Source organism: Lysinibacillus sp. NPDC096382 (assembly GCF_044762845.1).
Taxonomy (GTDB): Bacteria; Bacillota; Bacilli; order Bacillales_A; family Planococcaceae; genus Lysinibacillus.
In genome coordinates, this window is the sequence record NZ_JBIWFC010000002.1 from 279,334 (window position 1) to 297,040 (window position 17,707).

General features: G+C 35.2%; 16 protein-coding genes and 1 riboswitch. Of the genes, 5 read left to right on the forward strand and 11 right to left on the reverse strand.

The window, feature by feature from the left end:
- Positions 1-282: 282 nt before the first annotated feature.
- Together ACIQZA_RS05135 and ACIQZA_RS05140 are read right to left on the reverse strand one after the other, a co-directional pair.
- Complete coding sequence (locus ACIQZA_RS05135) at positions 283-795, reverse strand: DinB family protein (protein WP_400938127.1); 513 nt, start codon at positions 793-795, stop codon at positions 283-285.
- A 70-nt stretch (positions 796-865) separates the two neighbouring features.
- Positions 866-1,975 carry a Gfo/Idh/MocA family protein gene (locus tag ACIQZA_RS05140; protein ID WP_400938125.1) on the reverse strand — a complete coding sequence of 370 codons (1,110 nt, stop codon included), beginning with the start codon at positions 1,973-1,975 and terminating at the stop codon, positions 866-868.
- Positions 1,976-2,204: 229 nt separating this feature from the next.
- On the opposite strand from ACIQZA_RS05140, the gene ACIQZA_RS05145 reads away from it, so the two are divergent.
- On the forward strand, positions 2,205-3,104 hold the full coding sequence (locus tag ACIQZA_RS05145) for a LysR family transcriptional regulator (RefSeq protein WP_400938123.1): 900 nt from the start codon (positions 2,205-2,207) through the stop codon (positions 3,102-3,104).
- Between the two features lie 28 nt (positions 3,105-3,132).
- Here the strand turns inward: ACIQZA_RS05145 and ACIQZA_RS05150 are convergent, their stop codons facing one another.
- Positions 3,133-4,110: a tyrosine recombinase XerC gene (locus ACIQZA_RS05150; protein ID WP_400938120.1), complete on the reverse strand. Its 978-nt coding sequence runs from the start codon at positions 4,108-4,110 to the stop codon at positions 3,133-3,135.
- Positions 4,111-4,458: 348 nt separating this feature from the next.
- Positions 4,459-4,788: a hypothetical protein gene (locus ACIQZA_RS05155; protein ID WP_402880441.1), complete on the reverse strand. Its 330-nt coding sequence runs from the start codon at positions 4,786-4,788 to the stop codon at positions 4,459-4,461.
- Between the two features lie 257 nt (positions 4,789-5,045).
- Here ACIQZA_RS05155 and ACIQZA_RS05160 point away from each other — a divergent pair, with 257 nt between their 5' ends.
- From ACIQZA_RS05160 to ACIQZA_RS05170, 3 genes are all read left to right on the forward strand, one after another.
- A complete protein-coding gene (locus tag ACIQZA_RS05160; RefSeq protein ID WP_400938115.1) occupies positions 5,046-6,536 on the forward strand; it encodes a circularly permuted type 2 ATP-grasp protein in 1,491 nt (496 codons plus the stop codon).
- On the forward strand, positions 6,490-7,455 hold the full coding sequence (locus tag ACIQZA_RS05165; protein ID WP_400938113.1) for an alpha-E domain-containing protein: 966 nt from the start codon (positions 6,490-6,492) through the stop codon (positions 7,453-7,455). Before ACIQZA_RS05160 ends, ACIQZA_RS05165 begins: the two co-directional genes overlap by 47 nt.
- 61 nt (positions 7,456-7,516) lie before the next feature.
- Positions 7,517-8,371, forward strand: coding sequence for a transglutaminase family protein (locus tag ACIQZA_RS05170; protein WP_400938110.1), 855 nt, complete (start codon positions 7,517-7,519; stop codon positions 8,369-8,371).
- Positions 8,372-8,524: 153 nt separating this feature from the next.
- On the opposite strand, the gene bioF is transcribed toward ACIQZA_RS05170, so the two are convergent.
- Genes bioF through ACIQZA_RS05185 form a run of 3 tightly spaced genes read right to left on the reverse strand, consistent with a single transcriptional unit; the run spans position 8,525 to position 10,916 of the window.
- On the reverse strand, positions 8,525-9,697 hold the full coding sequence (gene bioF / locus ACIQZA_RS05175) for an 8-amino-7-oxononanoate synthase (RefSeq protein WP_402880439.1): 1,173 nt from the start codon (positions 9,695-9,697) through the stop codon (positions 8,525-8,527).
- Between the two features lie 3 nt (positions 9,698-9,700).
- Positions 9,701-10,432 carry a 6-carboxyhexanoate--CoA ligase gene (gene bioW, locus ACIQZA_RS05180; protein ID WP_400938105.1) on the reverse strand — a complete coding sequence of 244 codons (732 nt, stop codon included), beginning with the start codon at positions 10,430-10,432 and terminating at the stop codon, positions 9,701-9,703.
- Positions 10,413-10,916, reverse strand: a complete 504-nt coding sequence (locus tag ACIQZA_RS05185) for a hypothetical protein (protein WP_400938102.1) — start codon at positions 10,914-10,916, stop codon at positions 10,413-10,415. Before ACIQZA_RS05185 ends, bioW begins: the two co-directional genes overlap by 20 nt.
- A gap of 710 nt (positions 10,917-11,626) precedes the next feature.
- On the opposite strand from ACIQZA_RS05185, the gene ACIQZA_RS05190 reads away from it, so the two are divergent.
- Positions 11,627-11,932 (forward strand): hypothetical protein, encoded by a 306-nt coding sequence (locus ACIQZA_RS05190; protein ID WP_400938101.1) that lies wholly within the window; start codon positions 11,627-11,629, stop codon positions 11,930-11,932.
- A 1,487-nt stretch (positions 11,933-13,419) separates the two neighbouring features.
- Here the strand turns inward: ACIQZA_RS05190 and queE are convergent.
- The 4 genes from queE to ACIQZA_RS05210 all read right to left on the reverse strand — a co-directional run bounded on the left by queE (position 13,420) and on the right by ACIQZA_RS05210 (position 17,622).
- The gene (gene queE / locus ACIQZA_RS05195; RefSeq protein ID WP_400938099.1) at positions 13,420-14,148 is read right to left on the reverse strand and encodes a 7-carboxy-7-deazaguanine synthase QueE; all 729 of its coding nucleotides are present in this window, start codon (positions 14,146-14,148) and stop codon (positions 13,420-13,422) included.
- Entirely contained in the window at positions 14,141-14,614 is a 474-nt protein-coding gene (gene queD / locus ACIQZA_RS05200) for a 6-carboxytetrahydropterin synthase QueD (protein ID WP_400938097.1), read from the reverse strand. Before queD ends, queE begins: the two co-directional genes overlap by 8 nt.
- Before the next feature lie 3 nt (positions 14,615-14,617).
- A complete protein-coding gene (gene queC, locus ACIQZA_RS05205) occupies positions 14,618-15,277 on the reverse strand; it encodes a 7-cyano-7-deazaguanine synthase QueC (RefSeq protein WP_402880436.1) in 660 nt (219 codons plus the stop codon).
- Between the two features lie 263 nt (positions 15,278-15,540).
- Positions 15,541-15,587, reverse strand: a riboswitch (PreQ1 riboswitch).
- Positions 15,588-15,762: 175 nt separating this feature from the next.
- A complete protein-coding gene (locus tag ACIQZA_RS05210) occupies positions 15,763-17,622 on the reverse strand; it encodes a leucine-rich repeat domain-containing protein (protein WP_402880434.1) in 1,860 nt (619 codons plus the stop codon).
- Positions 17,623-17,707: the final 85 nt, after the last annotated feature.

Below are 17,707 nucleotides of genomic sequence, written 5' to 3' on the forward strand. Positions count from 1 at the left end.
GTAAATAATAATAATTATACCATAAAGCATACAAAAAGAAGGAAAGCTCTTTGCCCCTTCCTTCTTTTTTATGTCTATTTATCAATCTCTTTTGTTGCTCACTAGAAATTGGACCTTCATCATATATTCTTCAATAATCTAATACTCATTCTAGGAATAAAAATTAAGATGTTCCAAATTATTTCAAATACGATTGAATTTAAAATTTCTATTATAATTTCTTTAACATAATGTCGTGCTTTTCTTTTTTTCATTCTTTGTATTCAATCTCCAATTAGGTCATTAATGCTCAACTTTGATGAGTGCTTTGATTTCTTTTATTTGTTCAATATGCCGTTGTTCATGAATATAAACTAGTTCTATCCATTGATCAAGGGGTAATTCGCCTAGAACAGGATGTTTAAAGATTTTTTCTGTTAATAGAGATGGATCTTCAATTGTATCAAGGAAAGTTGTAAATTTCTTTCTAGAATCGTCAAGCAGCGCAATGATTTGCTGAACTGTCAAAAAGTCATTAGCAGGTTCAAGAAATTCTGGTGCTGGAACTTTCGTTGTTCTATCTAATATAAGGTGAACATTTTTACGTTCCTTTTGCTGACTATTCTCTTGTTTTAAACCCCATGCAATTACTTTTATAAAAGACTCTTCCGTTAAAGTTAAGTGATGGCAAACCTGGGCGATACTCCAACAATTAACATCAGACTTAGCATTGAATTGACTATCACTTAATAATTGTATTTCCTCAACTAAGTTATTTCTTGTTTCACATAGATGATCGTTTATTAATTGATTCATTTGTATCTCCTCCACTAATGTTTTTTTACTCCCTTTTCTGTATATGTTTTATACAATGTGAAATATTCTTTTATAGTTGCTTTATGAATATTCGTTTACCAGTCTTTGCAGATTTTCGAACTACATCTAACAATCGATGCAGTTTGACAGCGTCATTAAAATCGGGAATATGCTTTCTGCTCTCAACAATATCTTTTGCCAACATCGTATAAGCTTGATTCACATAACTTATAGCGTCATTATTTTGTTCTGATATTTTTACATCTTCAATTAAAATATCTTTAGAGTTAAACAAATTATTTGGATGGATCATTTTTTCAATGATAAGATTCCCAAATTGGATATGGCCATAGGAATTTTTCTGTGTTAAGCGAAATGCTCCCTTTTCGCCCCTAATTTCTAATTGAAAAGAAGGATAAACCCCTCCTTGGATATGTACAGATGCTGAAGTATCATTTACGAGCGTCCCCTGTATCAATATTTGATCAGCTGTATTTTTTTCTATTGACTGACCTGTTTCTTGTACGAACGCTTCGGTATAGTGGACATTCATTGTAGCAGATAGTTCTTTAAAATCACCTAAAATATAACAGAGAACATCTAGTGAATGCCCGCCGTTAATGGAAAGAAGGGTTGCTCCATTATCTTCGTGTAATAGATAACGGCCTTTTTCATCTGTTATTCCACCTTTTCCTTGTGTTGCAACTTGCATAGTACAGGAAATAACCTTACCAATATCCCCCTTGTGAATTGCTTGTTTTAAATAGTTAACTTCTGGAGATTGCCTACCTTGTAGTCCAATTGCATGATGAATATGTCTTTCTTCTGCCAATTGAGCGATTTTTTCTGCTTGCTGCGTATGAATAGCTAGTGGCCATTCACAATAAATATGTTTATTTTCTTCTAATACTGCTAGTACAGCATCATAATGATGAGGGACTTTGATACTTACAACTACTAAGTCAACATCTTTCGATTGCGCTAATTCCTTATAGTTTGTAAAAGCATGAGGTGCCTTTAGGATTTTAGCACTTTTTTCAGCAGTAACAATATTGGAAGTTCCAATTGCTGTTATTTTGTAGAAGGGATTGTTCTTTAGTGCTGGAATATGTGTTTGACTTGCCCATTGATTATTCAAAGATCCACCTATAATCCCTACATTGATAATTCTATTTTCCATTAACTATACCTCCTATTAACTGGCAGTAATGTATCTATAGCGAAATCGAAGCGACGGCTACAAAGACTCCCACCTCAAAACTTAGCGTGCTGAAGACTAGCTAGGAATGACAAACTCCACTAATAAAAGTTTCTCTATATCCTTTTACAAAGTATAATGAAAACAAGACATCATTTTAAGTGTTAATTAATGATGGCCCTATCACTTTTTTTGATGGATGTGAATAGAAATGGATATTGAAAACATGAAAGCATTTGTGTCAGTTGCAGAATTGAAAAGTATATCAGCTGCTGCCACTAAATTGAATCACCTACAATCAAATATGACGGCAAAAATTAAAAAAATCGAAAATCATTATAATCAAGAATTATTTATTCGAAATTCTAAAGGTGTAACACTAACAAAAGATGGAGAAAAATTATATCATCAATTTAAGAAAATATTGTTTTTTTGGGAAGAAACAGAAAATATGATGAAAAAACATGAGGAAAAACTACGAGTTGGTACGATGATTTCAATGGGAGGAACTCAAATATCACAAGCTTTAAATAAGCTTTATCAAACATACCCTAATTTATCGGTAACCTTAAAAACAGGTTCAACAGAGTATATAGAAAATCAAATTCTGCTAGGGAAAATTGATCTAGCCTATACGATTGGCACATTAAAAAATAATAATATAAAGTATAAAAAAGTTGCTATTGAAGAAATGATTATCATAGGTCAAGGTATTGATCGGAGTACAATCTTCGAGGATTATATATGTGAAAAAAACTTACTTGTGCTATCTGATAACTGTTTGTATCTTTCAATATTGCGAGACATATGTATGAATTTAACTATTACGCAGGGAGAAATAATTGAAGTAGGAGACCCAGAAACTTTGTTACAATTTGCCATGATGGGTATGGGAATTACTTTAGTTTCTAAACGTATAGCAAGACGATACAACATTGAACAATACTTAGATGTACCATCAACCTTTAGATTCGTTGATTTATATTTAATTACTCGTTTACATCACGAATTTACGCCAATTGAAAGACAGTTTATTGAGCAAACAAACTCTATTGATGGAATGGAAGCTAACAACCAGATAATAGAACCAAAAGCCGACTCCTACAAGTAAGGAAAATCGGCTTTTTTAGTTGCCTATTTTATTCAATGAAATGTTCTCTAGTACGAACAATATTGAACGGATTATTTTCGAGTACATGTTGTAGCTCTTCATCTTCAATATGAGTATAGATTTGTGTCGTTGCAACACTTGAATGGCCAAGTATATGCTGGAGACTTCGAATATCTGCCCCAGATTTATACATCATTGTCGCGGAAGTATGCCGTAACTTATGCGGTGTCAGGCGTTCTTTTTGAAGTCCCGATTGCTGATTAATTTGTTTAACGATTTTTGCAACGGTTTGACGGGTGAAGCGTGTTCCCTTTTGTGAGACGAAAAGAGGCTCCTCGTCCCCTCCTTTATATGCAGCCTTTCCGCTATTATCATAGTCTGCAAGTGCCTGGATGCAGCTATCATTCAAATATACTGTCCGCTCCTTATTCCCTTTACCAACAACCGTTAAGTAGCGACCTTGTATAGATGACCTATTTAGCTGACAAAGCTCCGTCACACGAATCCCTAAATTTAAGAAAAACATCATCATACAATAATTCCTCGGTGAAGCACGATTTGGCTGGATGCCATCGATAAATTGCGTGGCTTCCTCAATGTTCATATAGATAGGCTTTTTCCGTCCTATTTTTGGCGTTTCTAATTCATCTGCCGGATTTTCCTCTAGTAGACGTCGTTTCCCTTTTAAATATTTAAAAAATGATTTTAACGTTGCTACTTTACGCGCTCTCGCAGAAGCTGAATTCCCTCGCTGCACCTCGCAATATTCCATAAATAAATAAAGATCCTCTAGTGTCATTTCGCGAATTTCTTCTATTGAAATAGTTGAAATATCTATTTTCGTTAAATCTGATAGTTCATGATCATTCTGAATTGCTATGTAGAAACGGAAGAACAATGTCAAATCATATTCATATTCTTTTCTTGTGCGATGAGACTTCCCTTTAATCGTCGTTAAATAAACAAGGAAATCTCTCATTATTTTAGGAAGCTTTGTCTTTTCCATAAAATCACCTCTATTTTCTCTATTTTACCACAAAAAAACGTTCCCAAATATAAATTTGGGAACTTTATAGTGAAAAAAATGCTCTTTCTCACAACTCAGAACAAACGTTCCTTTTATGGACAATAAAAAAGATGATTCTCTTTAGAAAGAAAATCACCTTTTTTAAAAGTTTTTATGAAAGTTTCATTTTTTAGGTATAAAGAGCAAAAAAAATGAATATTTAAATCTAGTGAGTTAAATGCTCTGAGACGATTCGAAAAATAAAAAGATGGGTAACTGTACGTGTCGATTCTTCTCACAATACACGTGGAATTATTTGGATTTTTGTCGATTTCGGTATGAAAACCGTTACTTTACAAAAATACTATACGTCCCATCAACTTGTTTGGCTAGAGACCAGTTTGTTGATAGCATATGTTGAAGTTTAGCGATAACTTCCTCATCACAAGTTAAATGCTGGATTCCCGTTTCTAATAATTGATAATCCTTTCCTTCTTCTAATTGGAGACGAATATACAATAAGCGTTTAATGCCTGGCAAAGTTACATATTTGATACTGTAGTTACCGTGCAGAGCATCTATGAAAATTTGCTCCCCTTCTTGGTAAAGTGCCATTGTTTCGGAAAATTCATAGTTTGGTACTTTTTCCTGCCAAACTGATACATCCCCTGTTTGCAATGTGCGTAAAATCTCCTCATCAGTAAAATCTATTTTGAAAGCTTGTCTAGCTCATACGCTTGCATTAAATTAATGATTGTCATTTCATTTGCTCCTTTTATATGTATTTATCTTCATTACTCTAAAGGTGATGAGATGAATGCGGATATGGTGCCTTTTCAATTGGTACCCATTTACTACAATGTCGCCAAGGCGATATTGATTCTTACTAAGTGTAACACGTTTTCTCGACTACTTAAATTCGGAGGGCGATCCATATGATGAAGTTCTATGAATCTGGTATGTTTTTTGATGAGATGTTCGAAGGTAATCAACCGAAGCCTCATTATCGGTCTTTCCACCATAAGCTCCATGCTTTCACTAAGGAACAATTAGATGAAAAATATCAGCAAGCACAATCAACATTCCTTAAACAAGGCATTACATTTACCGTATATGGTGCACAAGGTGGAACAGAGCGGACAATGCCCTTTGATTTTATACCTATTATTATTCCATATGAACAGTGGGAAGTAATAGAAGCTGGTATGAAGCAGCGTGTGAAAGCATTAAATTGTTTTTTACATGATGTTTACCATGAACAGTCCATTTTTGAGAATGGGCTTATTCCGAAACAACTCATTGAAAACAATCGGTATTATTATAAAGAAATGCTTGGTGTAAAAGTACCTATTGATAATCATATTTTTTTAGCAGGCATAGACTTGATTCGTGATGAACATGGCGTTTACTACGTGTTAGAAGATAATTTACGCAATCCTTCAGGGATTTCCTATGTTTTTCAAAATCGATCTGTGATGAAGGAAGTGTATCCTGAATTTTTTTCTAAACATACGATCCAGTCACTCGACAAACAAATGTCCTTTATGAAGAAGGCACTTCTTGCTCATCGTCCACCTTCTATGAATCCAGATAGAGAACCTAAAGCTGTCCTCTTAACAGCAGGTATGTATAATTCGGCCTATTACGATCATGTTTTTTTAGCACAGCAGCTCAATATTCAGCTTGTTGAAGGGCGAGATTTAGTTGTCCGAGATAATAAGGTGTATAAGAAGACAATATACGGTCTAGAGCAAATTGATATTATTTATCGTCGAATTGATGATGATTTCTTAGATCCTGTTGTTTTTCGTGAGGATTCTTTACTTGGAGTTCCTCATATTATGGCTGCTTATAAAGCTGGAAATATTGCTATTTTAAATGCTGTTGGTAATGGTGTTGCTGATGATAAAGCGATGTATGCCTATGTACCGGATATGATTCGCTATTATTTGAAAGAGGAACCTATTTTACGTAATGTGGAGACTTATCATCTAGCTGATGATAGACAGCGAGGTTGGGTCCTTGAGCATATGAGAGAGCTTGTCATAAAAAACGTTAGTGCATCAGGAGGCTATGATATGCTAATTGGTCCGCATGCGAGTGATGAAGAAATGGCTATTTTTAAAGAAAAAATATTGGAAAACCCAGTTCAATACATTGCACAACCAACAATTAGCTTGTCTAGAGCACCAGCTTTTCAGAATGGGAGATTTTATCCTTGTCATGTCGATTTGCGTGTTTATGTCATGAAGGGCGAGGATACTTATGTGCTTCCTGGAGGTTTATCGCGTGTAGCATTAAAAGAAGGATCTTTAGTCGTGAACTCTTCCCAGGGTGGAGGAGCAAAAGATACATGGATATTAAAGGAGGAATTGCAGTATGCTAAGTCGAGTAGCCGATGCACTATACTGGATGGCACGATATAGTGAACGATCACAAACGAATGCACATATATTACAAGTACAGCTGTTGAATATGTTGGAGCAATCTGGCAAAGAAAATGAATACATCGATCATTGGGAAGCGGTGTTAAATATTTGTGCCTCGAAGGAAGAATACATGTCCTTTTATGAGTCGATTCGAGTCAATCCACTTATCGAATATCTACTCTTTTCTAATAATAACTGCAATGCCCTCCATGCTACTTTACGTGCAGTTCGAGAAAACGCCCGTATAACTCGAGATAGCATACCCATTGAGCTTTGGGAATTGCAAAATGCCTTTTATTTATCATTACAGCAAGAAATGTTGAAACGTGAAAGACCAATTCCACTAATTGTTCTAAACTCTTTTTTACAAAATGTTCGAAAGACTTCTTTGACGGTAACGGGGCTTATCGAAGGCTCGATGGATCGAGATTTACCCTTTTATTTCATGCAAGTTGGGAAATGGTTAGAACGTGTAGAAAAGACGATTCGTATGGCTTTAATTATACTGGAGCAACATAAGGAAATAGCCATCTCTTTAAAAGAAGCGGACGGATCGTTTTTACTTGATTTATCGGAGGCGACGGAGTCTTATTTACGCAAGCATCGCCAAACCAATTTACTTTATGTTATTCAATATTTATTACAGGATAAACATTTCCCACGTTCAGTGATGTTTTGCTTAGAAAAATTAGAAGAAGCTTTTATCTGTTTAGAAAGCGACCCTCTTTCAGCAAGATTTTTAGAGCTTCATACCCCATTAAAGAGTTTATTATTTGCCGTGATGAATGTAGATTTATGGAATATTACCTTAGAGGAAACTATTTTGTTAATGGAGGAAAGATTGTGTCAATGTATTGATTTTGGCAATACATTTTCAACAATTTATCATTTATATGAACCCAGCGTACAACCTTGAAAGGAATCAACAACAGCTCCCTTTCAGCAAGCAAGTCAGTAATCCAAAGGAAGCAGACACAATGAAATTTGAAATTCAACATACAAATATTTTTCAATATGAGTCTGAAGTCGATCAAAGCTTAAATACAATCCGCTTAAAACCAAGGGGCGATGAGCGTCAGCGCTTACTATCCTATCGAATTGCCATCACTCCTTCATCTTTAACGCGTGAGCATACAGATATATGGGGCAATACGGTTGGTACATTTTATATACCTGAGCAGCATCAAGTGCTAGAAATTCAAACGACCTCTATTGTCAGCATTCAACGTGCACCATTTATTCATCGCATTCAATATTCACCAGAAATGCAGACAATTTTTCACTCGAAACTGTTTTATGAGCATTATTTGCCCTATTTAAAGTTTACACATTTTACGTTTATGACAGAAAATCAGTTAGAGGAAGTTTATCATGCAATTGGTCATGCTGAAAATCCTGTATTATTTTCATTAAATTTAATGCAATATTTATACTCGACTTTTGAATACGTTCCTGGTGCAACCGATGTTACGACAACTGCAAGCGAAGCCTTTTCCCTTAAGCGAGGTGTTTGCCAGGATTTCACACATGTCATGCTTGCAGTGCTAAGAGCTAAAGGAATTCCAGCACGCTATGTTAGCGGTTATTTATACGTCGATGAAAACTCTGCCTTAATCGGTGATATTGCAACCCACGCTTGGGTAGAAGTCATGATACCAGGAATCGGCTGGATTGGTCTCGATCCAACTAACAATGTAGAAGTATTAGAAAATCACATTATTTTATGCATTGGCCGTGATTATTCCGATATAAGCCCTGTTGAAGGCGTTTATTCAGGTGGAAAACATGATTTAACAGTTAAAGTGAGCGTCAAAGCATTGAATCATTTATAACAAAACGTGCAATGGTATAAATTAAACCCCTGATTTTTCTACGCCAAGCAGAAGAATCAGGGGTTTTATTAAGATGATTTTAATCTTGAATTTTGCAGTAGTCAACAACAATTTATTCTATATCAAAAGAATTTATCTCGGTATCATTCTTGATCATGATACAATACCCATTTCTTTTCCTATTTTCTTAATGTTATTTATGACTACATTGAGTTGCTCCATTGTATGTGTAGCCATCACTGTAATCCGCAACCGGCTTGACCCTTTTGGCACAGTTGGTGGTCGAATCGCTGGAATAAAAACACCTTCATCCATTAGTTTCTCAGAAAATTGCATAGCTTCATGGGCATCACCAATAAGAAGAGATATAATTGGCGTTTCTCCTCCCTTAACTACAAAACCCGATTCCACCAATTTCAAACGTAAATACTTAGCATTATTCAGCAATTGTTCCCTTCGTTCGGGCTCATGTTGAATAATGAAGATTCCTTCTCGCGCTGCTTCAATCGCACTTGGAGATAAAGCTGTTTGGAAAATAAAAGATCTAGCGCAATTGAGTAAATAGTTCTTTGCAATGGACGACGTCGCCACAAAGCCACCCTCTGCACCAATCGCTTTACTCAACGTGCCCACTGTCAAATCAATTTCATCTTTCAATCCAAAATAATCAGCAGTACCACGGCCATCATTTCCTAAGACACCTGTCGCATGCGCATCATCAATCATTATGTAAGCATTGTATTTCTTTGCTAGTGCAACTATTTCGGGAAGTGGAGCAATATCACCATCCATACTAAAGACGCCATCTGTCACAATAAACTTCTTTCCATCTCCACGTGATCCCCTTAATTTATGCTCTAAATCTACCATATCCGCATGTTCATAAACAATTGTCTTTGCAGTACTAAGTCGACAACCATCTATTATACTCGCGTGATTCCAAGCATCAGAAAAAATCATATCCCCAGCCTTCATCACACTCGAAATCACACCAATGTTCGCTAAATAACCACTGCTGAAAACAATGGCAGCTTCAGTCTTTTTCAAATCCGCAATTTCAGATTCAAGCTGTTCATGAATGACGAAATTTCCGGTTGTTAATCTCGAACCACCTGCTCCTGTACCGTATTTACTAATACCTTCAAATGCTTTCTTTCTTAACCGAAAATCTGTTGCAAGACCTAAATAGTTATTAGATGAAAAAAGCAAGAATTTCTTACCATTCATGATGATCTCGCTCTCATTTCCATTTGAAAACGAACGTAACTTTCTTGTCAATCCTTTCTCTTCTATTAACTGTAGTTCCTGCTGAAACCAATGCTCCATTTTTTAATCCCTCCTAATGAGAACCGGTACGCTTTCTAAATAGTCTATAAAAGATTCTAGTTCAACTTCATCTGACACAAAATAAATGCGCCCTCCGCTCTCGCAGCCTTCCCTTTTTAACGGTGTAATTCTGACATAACCAATGGCACGATTACTTACATATCCAGTCACGTAATCTGGATCATCAGACCAACATAATTCTGCAATTGTAAACGGAGAATTTGCCACTTTCGTCGCCAGAGCCAACGCTTCACGGACGCGCTCATTCAGCTCCCCATTAGCATCCTGCCAATCGATTCGTGATACACGAACACCCTTCTCCCCCCGATCGTCAAGCCGTAAGCCGCTTTTACTATTTAGAATGATCGCCCCACGGAGGTTTTGATGACTATCAAGTTGATGAAAAGCAACATTCAATGCATGTTCCGAAACACCTAAGGAGGTTAGTATCTTTCTTGCTTCACTATGGGCTTTTTCAATTGAATCGGCCTCAACTGTCGTAATTTCTAATGGTGGCAAATACTGTATCTGATCATGCGCAATTTTTTCAACGGTAATTTGTATAAAGTCAGCATCTCCACGCGAATGATTACTTGCTTTGTTCAATAACTGCTTTACAATTGGCTCTATCTGAGATTTACTACCTATCCGTTCACCACCAGATATATGCTTTTCCCCTAGTTCAGGGCTTCTTTCTGCCGCACGCATTCGAATGCTATAACACGTTTTTAACATGATTATTACCTGCTACTTTCCTATTTATTGTCTGTAACATTTTCGTAATGGGATAAACACTAACAGCTGTGATTACCATGCCTGGAATAGCCAAAACTACTAACGGTAACAATGGAGTTCCTAACGTAAAAGCCAAACCAAATCTAGCAATCGTTGTTCCGATTGGGCCTGCCAAAACAAGTACCGGAATTGAAGTCCCAAATAAAACAATAAGTAGGCCTACAGTCAATCGAAAAATGAATGAGATCTCCACATTTAAGATCGAGTGTATACCTAGTAAAAATAAGATTATACTTGCAATAATCCCCGCTAGAAAATATCGCTTAAATCCAAATACCGCTGCAATCGCAACTGCAATAGGTGCTGATAATTGAAAGTCAGACCCAGGAAAACCTGTTGGAATTTTAAACATGCCTGTAACGATAATAAGACAAGCTAGCAATGAAATCTGGGCAAGATCATATGTAGAAAACTTTCGGATCATTTTATTCCTCCATCTTACTTTTTAAATACTTGATGTCATTGCCTCCTACTCTTTCTATTTGAGTTAACTTATATTAATAATAAGTTAACACAAATGTAGATAGGAAAGTAGATAAAATGGTAGGAATTTTTATTATTTGTGAAAATTCAATTTTGTTAATTATCACTAAGAGGATACAAAATGAAGTTCGTGTTCCTAAGACTAGATACTTTTTTCAGATTCCGCATCGCCGTGTGAACTCTTGCACTTGGCTAGTTACTACTGCTGTCCCACGATTCAAATATATACTCTATAGATCACATACATGTTGGGGCGCACAAAAAAAGTATAGGCTACTCTGTAAAATTAAAGACAAGTGAATGTATATAAAACAGTAATTTCAAGAGGTTGTGTTTAATGTCACACATTATATTAAACAATTAGTACTTCACTTATATATAGTGGTGTACTTTTTTTATTTGTTAGACCCTAAACGACCTCATTTACTACCACATATACCCTATATAAGTAATATCCGTAGTAATTAATTGTTTCGGTAAAATAAAACGTACATCCTTGAAACATACATTCTGTTTGGAGGCAATCGCTTGAAAGAATATAAAGTAAAAGAAGTGGCTGACTTATTAGGTAAACACGAAGAAACTATTAAACTTTAGATACGGTCAGGCAGTGATAAAGAAGGTTGGATAGTTATTGAATCGGATAATAAAGTGATCCCAGTTAGTGAGGCTGAACAGATAGGTGCTATAAAACCAGAAGTCGATGAAACAGTGTTAGTGAAACTGGCGTATCAAGCAGTTACTCTTACTTTTCCTACTGATGAGATGTTATCAATCTTCTCTGTCGTGGGGAGAAAACGAACCTTGGAAATATTATTGATAATGCATCAGGCACCATCGAAAGTGAAGAATCCTGGTGTGTTCATCAAAAAAGCAACACGTGAAAATTTAAGTCCGATTTCAACTCCTATCAAAGACACCATAAACGAGAGTATGACCAATCACGAAAATGTTTAAAAATCCCGTTATAAATAACAACTGAGAACCTTCTATCCCTGTTAATAACGGGCTGAAAGTAGATTAAAATTCATAGTAAAACCTTTGAAAGAAAATAGCAAAGTAAATAAACCGCAGAACAACTTAGATTTGGACATTTATTTCAGGAAACTAAAACCCGACCGTAACCTTGATATTCTTCATAGAAAGTATATGAAACTATCAAAACAAGAACTTATCCAAAGACTGATTCTTGCTGAACAGTATATTTCAGACAACGAAAACAAATGGGTTACAGCTCATTTTGAATTATTTAAGTAGTAAAAAAAGACAGTGATTGCTGTCTCTTTTCAACTAAAGCACCCCGTTAATTAAGTCAATGGTTCACAATCTTTTTTATTTAATGGGTTCCAGCATAGCAGTACATTAGAGAAAAGATAAAGATAAAAGTTAAGAGTGCTCCTATAACATTTTGGTTATGAGTACTTTTTCCATTCTTTAAATTCTTCAAAAAAGTAGTGAAATTTAAAAACCACAAAACTCCTAATAACGGTACGACAAGCAAAAGCATAAATATCAATTCCTCTCCATCTCGTTTACAAAATCTTATTCACCAAAACTTCCCCGTTAGCACTATAATGAAGATTGAGTTCCTTATTTAATCAATACATTTTTCTATAAAAATTAACTTCTTTCACTTTGTCTTGTTTGCCATAAATCATAAATAAGAATCAAAGCATCAATTGAAAATAATATAATACTTAATGTATAAGGAACCCATCCAATTATTTCATTTAGAACTGTCGTAAGTTTACCAGGAGGGTCACCCCAACCTGTTAAATTAGGAATGAATAAAGCAATCGCCAGGTGCATTAATCCGAATGAAAAAAATAATTGCCCCGTTACTTTAATAAAACGACTCCCCAGTAAAAAAACTCATAGTAAGAAAGACAAATGCAAATGTAGTTATTGCTTTTGGTAATTTACGATAAAAGTAAATTAATACTAATCCTATGAGTAGGTGAATAAAAGCAAAAAGAATAAGACTCATTCACCTCACCTCTTACCCAAATTGTACCATTATTTGTAGTGGAAAATAATACTCCCTTTCATTAACTTGCCTCGTTAGTTGAATAGCAACAATCTTTTAGAAAACAACCTATATCTTTTATTACTTAGAAGTTTAAGAAATAGGCTTAATGTACAATTAATAATTGATATAAGCTTCTTTTAAATTACTGCAACATTCGATTGATTTAATTGTTGTAGTAAATAGGGTCATATCTGTGGTAAAAAAGGATAGATAGAGCGAATTTATTTAAGCTCTTCTATCCTTTTAATTTCTATACATATAATGTGTGACATTAAATAAGAATTCACTATTTAAAATAGTTTCAGCTTATAACTCACTTTTAATAAAAAATTTGCCTATACTTTCACACCACGTATCTGATGGAAGCCTAATGAATAATGATAACACCATACAATTTCTTGTAATGACACACTATCTATACACCTCTTTTATTCCCCCAAACAAGGGCATGCAACTGTGGTAGTACTTTGACATCTCTGAATTCCTCATCATTAATCACTCTATCAATCAGTGCATGATATTTATCCAATAAATGTAGTATTAATCGTGAATTGTCAGTCGACGTTAGCTCATCATTACCGACTTGAAGATAAAAAGGAATCATTGGATATCGATGGTGAATTTGTTTAGCATAATCGTAATCCTCTTGATTAAATACGACTATTTTGAGAGATATATGGTGATTACTATTTCGATTTTTAAGCTTTTCGAAGATATCAGAGAGCACCGAATAGTCTGTGGTCATTCCAGAACTAGGTGGCTTTGGTGAGATTGTCAGTTCATCAATCTCATACATCCATTTTTGCCACCTACTTCCCTGTGTTTCTACCCCGACCTTTATGTCATTTTCTTTTAAAATTGCAATGAGTTCTTCCAAATTTTGATGGAGTGCAGGATTGCCGCCTGAAATCGTGACAAATGAAAAACCACTGCCTCCAAGGCTTTTCAACTCAGACCAAATCTCTTCTGCTGTCATTTGGACGATAAGATACTTTCCGCTACCATCCCACGTAAACGATGAATCACACCAAGAACAGGAATAATCACAGCCTGCAGTTCTCACAAACATAGTCTTCTGGCCAACGACCATTCCCTCACCTTGAATCGTCGGTCCAAAAATCTCGATAACAGGTACCTTACTCAACTTCCATCCACTCCCGTCTAGCTTCTGCATAGCTTGTCGGAGTTTCATATAGCCTGATAAACTCTACACGAGCACCGTTATATCTTTGTTTATCAAGCAAGGCCTCAGTTAACTTTTCGTAAATCCAAACAACAATGTTCTCTGCCGTCGTATTCATGGGTGGAAGCGTTTCATTTAAATAACGGTGATCCAAATGAATTTCTATTTTTTGTTTCCATATTGCTTTTATATCGCCAAAATCAATCATCAAACCGCGTTCATCTGTGTATCCACTCAGTCCTAATACTACGCGATACGTATGACCGTGCAGGTTTTTACATTTCCCCTCATAATTGTGTAAATGATGAGCAGCATCGAAGGTAAATTCTTTGCTTATGAGTACACGCTTTGCATGATAGTTCAATTGATTTCTTTGAATATCTTCATCTATTTTTTGGAGTTTATCGACAATTATAAAGTCTGACATGCTTTAAGACTCCTTCCTGAAGCTCAAATACTCATCAAGCCCTTTATTTCGCAGTTTACATGCTGGGCATTCACCACAGCCATCTGCTATTACACCATTATAGCAAGTCAACGTTCTTTCCCGAACAAATTCAAGTGCTCCAAATTGATCGGCAAGCTCCCATGTTTGTGCCTTATTCAGCCACATCAACGGTGTATCAATCACAAAGGAATCATCCATCGATAAATTTAACGTTACATTCAAGGATTTAATAAAAACATCTCGGCAATCCGGATATCCACTAAAATCCGTTTCACAAACGCCAGTTACAATATGCTTAGCTCCTACTTGGCTCGCTAAAACGCCCGCAAATGAAAGAAAAAGAAGATTTCGGCCAGGTACAAAGGTCGATGGAAGCTCACCATTTTCTCCGTCTTCTACCTTTATGTCTTGTCGCGTCAATGCATTCGGAGCAAGCTGATTCAGGAGTGACATATCAAGAATGTGATGCTTAACTCCGAGCTCCCGTGCTATCTCCTTCGCACATTCAATTTCAAGACGATGCCTTTGACCATAATCAAAAGTAACAGCCTCAACTTCTTCAAAACGTTCTTTTGCCCAGAACAAACAGGTTGTACTGTCCTGACCTCCACTAAATACAACAATTGCTTTTTCCTGCTTCATCTATAAAAACTCCCTTATATCGAGAACAGCACTCTAAGAAAGAGCTGCTTTCTTCTTATTTTTTTTTAACGAATATTGTGTGCCTTGGTACCAATAAGTCCAATCCTTTAATCCATTTTCACGGCTTCGGCAAGACATAAAAAAACCTCCTTGTAAAATGTTTCCCAACACTTTTCAAGAGAGGCAGTACCAATCATTCTACTAAAACATAAGTAAAAACATAAAAAAAAACCACGTCCGATATGGACATGGCATATTGTCATGTTTCCATAGTTTTTTATAGAGGGTATTTGCTATGAACCTCTCCCGTTCTAGTCCGGGCATTCTTTTCTTCAATATAATACAAAAAATAGTATAAAACGTCAATCGGATTTTTCTTTCTGGAAAAACACTGTTATATTGCCCTATATTTTAGCCGTACACTAAACACTTTGCTGAGATTAAATTTATTCATATTTTGAGGATATATAGATAGTCACATTACCTCAATAAATTATAATTCCATTGTCTAGAACTGCTTTATTTTGTACCTGATTTCCTAAAATATATAGCTTTTTCAAATTGGGCAAATTCACTAAAGGCTCTACATTCGAAATAGCGTTATTTTCCAAATGAAGCTCCTCAATTTGTTGCCACTTTTCCATAAAACTTAATGATTGTAGTGAACTATCTTGTATAGTGAATGAATGCAAAGCTGTAAGGCCAACAAAGTAAGGCATTACCTGATCAACTTCATGTACCCAATCACCATTATCTATTCGGAAGGATACATTATTCAAAGTTAAATGTTCCAGTTTGTTGTTGTTAAACGAATTTTGACTATTAAATTGGAACTTACACTCATTACAATTTAACGTTTTTACATGTTGTAAATTGAATAATTCACTCGTCTCTTCATAAAAAGTTGTTTCATTTAAATTTATAGTTTGCAGATTTGGTAGACGATTTAAAGAACGAATGCCTGTAAAATCGCCTGACTCCATCGCTGTAAGTTGTTCTAGCTGTGGGTATTTCAGTAATTCTGCTCCATTCAAATACGACTGTGCCCCACTTATATCAACAGTTAAATCTTTTAAAGTAGGTGCCTCTAACTTAGGTAGGAAAGTACTTGTTAATACTGCTTTTTTTAAATTTGGTGCTACAATCGGTGCTATTTGGCCACTATAACCAGTTATCGATAAATCGGTCAGTGAAGTCAGGCTGTTCATAATATCAAGCAATTCTAATTTATAAAGAGAAGCTAAGCGAAGCTTTTTCAATGATGACTTATTTCTAAGGCGTTCTACATTCGTAATATCCATATTTTCAAGATCAAGTGTTTGCAAACTAGGCATGTTTTGTATAAAATCAAGCGTTTTTAAGTTTTTTACCGCTGTAAGTTTCAAATTTTGTAATTGATTCAGTGAATAGAACGAGCTAAAATCTGTTGCTTCACTATAATCTATTGCTAACGACTCTAAATCACTTAACGGAGACAACCACTTCAAATCGTTGGCAAATTTTAAAGGCAGTTTATTCATAAGTGGGAAATCTGTAACCTCCTCGGTATGATACGAAATTTCAAGTGATTGAAGGTTAGGAAATTCTAATAATAAAGCAAGTTCATCATTACTTCGAATTTGAATAGAGAGCTCTACAACATTAGACTTATCACTAAAATAGTCAGCAATTTTACTAAATGATTCATTAAAGCGACCTGTATAGCTTTTTAAACCTTCCAGATGTCGGAAGCTTACACTTTCACTTTGTGATATTTCATAATCGCCCATCAGATTCAATACCGTCAATCCTGTAAAGGCTTCAAAATCTTTTTGTTCAATTTTTTGTGTATTTAATAACTTATCTATAATAATATAGGTAGAAATTTTGGCTTGCTTATTTGTAAACGGATCGTCAAGACTGTAATCAAAATGCCATTGATCTTCAGAATAGTATGCCTTCAAATAACGGATACTTGCGATTTCTTCTTTAGACGGCATTGCTTCACCTTTATCAAAAATATCTTTTAAAAAGAATAAAAGAACTTCGCTTTCTGGCATTTTCCGAATAGGTATTTCCTTATGGTTACCAAATTCTGTTTGATTGCCACTCAAAAGAACATAGCCAAGAAATGTACAAAGGATAACAATCGGTATTATTAAAAGCGCTTTTAAATTCGTTTTTGGACGTGTATCTTTATGCGCAGAAGTTGTACCATAATAATTATTAATCGTCTGATCAACATAATAAACTTTATTCTCTTTCAACATTATTTCAGTTTCACAAAAAGGACATTTGAATGATTGTCCCTCTCTATATTCAATTTTTCCATTACAATTCGGACAATTTAATTTAATGAATTCCACTGGCAATCCCCTCTCCAGCTCTACTTTTAATTAAGCTTAGTTGTCCGAAAAATAATTGTCAATATTTCTATTAAATACTAATTAT